The sequence below is a fragment of the Pseudomonas profundi genome, from assembly GCF_008638305.1.
Taxonomy (GTDB): Bacteria; Pseudomonadota; Gammaproteobacteria; order Pseudomonadales; family Pseudomonadaceae; genus Halopseudomonas; species Halopseudomonas profundi.
In genome coordinates this window covers 1-2,412 of sequence record NZ_VTPZ01000035.1, presented here as the reverse complement: position 1 = coordinate 2,412, position 2,412 = coordinate 1, and the positions used below count along the sequence as shown (strand labels likewise).

Genomic DNA, 2,412 nt, shown 5'->3' with positions numbered 1-2,412 from the left:
ATGAGCAGATGGTGCTGAACTATGTGCAGCAGCATGGACAGGTCAAGCGGGCCGAAGTGATGGAGCTGTGCCGGTTATCGACCGACCAGGCTGCCAAATTGCTGAAAAAGTTAAAGCAAGGCGGCTCCATCATCCAGCACGGCAAGAACCGCGGTGCCGTTTACACGCTCAACATTACGGAATGAGCCTGGAATGAGCCTGAATGAGCCTGAATGAGCCGAAGTGGACCAAATAGGGTCGGAACAAGGAGTGGCCTGTGGGTTGGGAATTAGAAGATGTCGAAAAACCCTTTGTAACGCAGCTGCAAGGGCTGGGTTGGGCACATACCGAAGGGAGCTTGGACATTCCGGCCGTAACCGGTCGAAGCAGCTTTGCCGAGGTCATTCAGAGCGCTGTGTTGCGCGCAAGGTTAGGCGCTATCAATTTACGCGATGGCCAGCCCTGGCTGGACGATGAGCGCATCGCCGAAGCGCTCGCGGCTATTACTCGATTGGGCGCAGCGAAGCTCATGGAGGCCAACCAGAAAGCCACCGAGTTGTTGCTCAAAGGCATCACCGTCGATGGCCTTCCCGGTTGGGATGGCGGGCGGGGGCAGACCATCCAGTTCATTGACTGGGATACGCCAGCCAATAACCACTTCAGCGTGATCAATCAGTATCGGGTGGATTGCCCGGCTGGCTTCAATAGCGGCAAGAAATTCATCGTCCCCGATCTGGTGTTACTGGTGAACGGTATCCCGCTGGTGGTGGTGGAGTGTAAGAGCCCGTCCATCCCCGAGCCGCTGGCCGAAGCGGTGGACCAGTTGCGTCGCTACAGCAACCAACGCAAGGCGGCCTTTGAGGTCGAGGAGAACGAGGGTAACGAGGCGCTGTTCGCCAGCGTGCAGCTGTTGATTGCCAGCAGCTACGACGAGGCCCGAGTCGGCTGTATTGGTGCTGGCTTTGCGCATTTCAGCCAGTGGAAGACGGTGGTTGGCCCGGATGGCAGCGGCAGCGAGCAAGCCGTCGCTCTGGCGCTGGGCATATCAAAACTCTCCCAGCAGGAGCGCCTGGTGGCGGGAATGTTGGCACCCGCGCATCTGCTCGATCTGATCCGCCATTTCATGCTCTACATGCAGGTAGGCGGGCAGACCATCAAAACGGTTTGCCGCTATCAGCAATACCGTGCGGTAAACCATTCAATCGCACGTCTCAAGCGCGGACAGACGCGCGCGCAACACGGCGAGAGCGATCAGCGGGGCGGCATCGTCTGGCACACCCAAGGCTCGGGTAAGAGTCTGACTATGGTGTTTCTGGTGCGCAAGATGCGCACCGACGAGCAACTGCGGCGATTCAAGGTAATCGTGGTTACTGATCGCAAGGATCTGCAGAACCAGTTGGCCGCCACGGCGACCTTGAGCGGCGAGCCACCGGAAATAGCCGCCAATATCGAAGGCGTGAAGGCGCTGGCCCGCCGCAAGGGACCGGGGCTGGTATTCGCTACCATCCAGAAGTACCGTAACCCCGAGCAGGACGAAAACGTATCGGGGCCCAGCACTACAGGCGCCACAGCGCCGCTCAAGGCGGCGAATGCTCCCGCGTCCTACCAGGCGAACAAACCTTTCGAAGTGCTCAACAACGACGAGAGCATTCTGGTGATGGTGGATGAGGCGCACCGCACCCAGGCAGGCGACCTGCATGCCAATCTGCTGGCTGGCTTGCCCAATTGCGCACGTATTGGCTTTACCGGTACGCCGATCATCATGGGCGAGAAGAAGCGCACCCATGAGATCTTCGGCGCCTTTATCGACAAGTACACCATCAAGGAAGCCGAGGCCGACGGTGCGACGGTGCCGGTGCTCTATGAGGGACGCACGGCGCAAGGCGCAATAAAGGACGGCGCCAGTCTGGACGAGTTGTTCGAGGATCTGTTTCGCGACCACAGCCAGGAAGAGCTGGAGCTGATCAAGAAGAAATACGCCACCAAAGGCCATATCTTCGACGCACCGGCGCTGATCGCCGAGAAGGCGCGCGATATCCTTCGTCATTACGTCACCAATATTTTGCCCAACGGGTACAAGGCGCAGGTGGTGGCTTACAGTCGCATTGCGGCGATTCGCTATTTTCACGCTCTGCAGGTTGCTCGTGACGAGTTGCTGGTCGAAGCCAACGCCTTGTCAGTAACAGACAAGGGGCTCGACGATGAAGCCCTGTGCCAGCGCTTGCCGAAAGTGCAGGCGCGGGTCCAGGCCTGGCGCTACCGCGACACGCTGAGCAAGCTGGAATTTGCGCCGATCATTTCCGGGGCCAATAACGATCCGTCCGAGTGGAAGGCCTGGACCGATGGCGCCAAGCATGAGCACTTGATCAAGCGCTTCAAGAAGCCGCTGCATCATGAGCAGCCGAGCAAGGCCGACCCGCTGGCCTTCCTGAT

General features: G+C 59.1%; 1 protein-coding gene and 1 pseudogene. Both read left to right on the top strand.

What is annotated here, in order from left to right; genetic code table 11:
- A pseudogene (locus FZE95_RS19430) lies at positions 1–185 on the top strand (ATPase); the annotation flags it as partial.
- A 71-nt stretch (positions 186–256) separates the two neighbouring features.
- On the top strand, positions 257–2,412 hold a 2,156-nt coding region (locus tag FZE95_RS19425; RefSeq protein WP_150302436.1), incomplete at its 3' end, for a type I restriction endonuclease subunit R.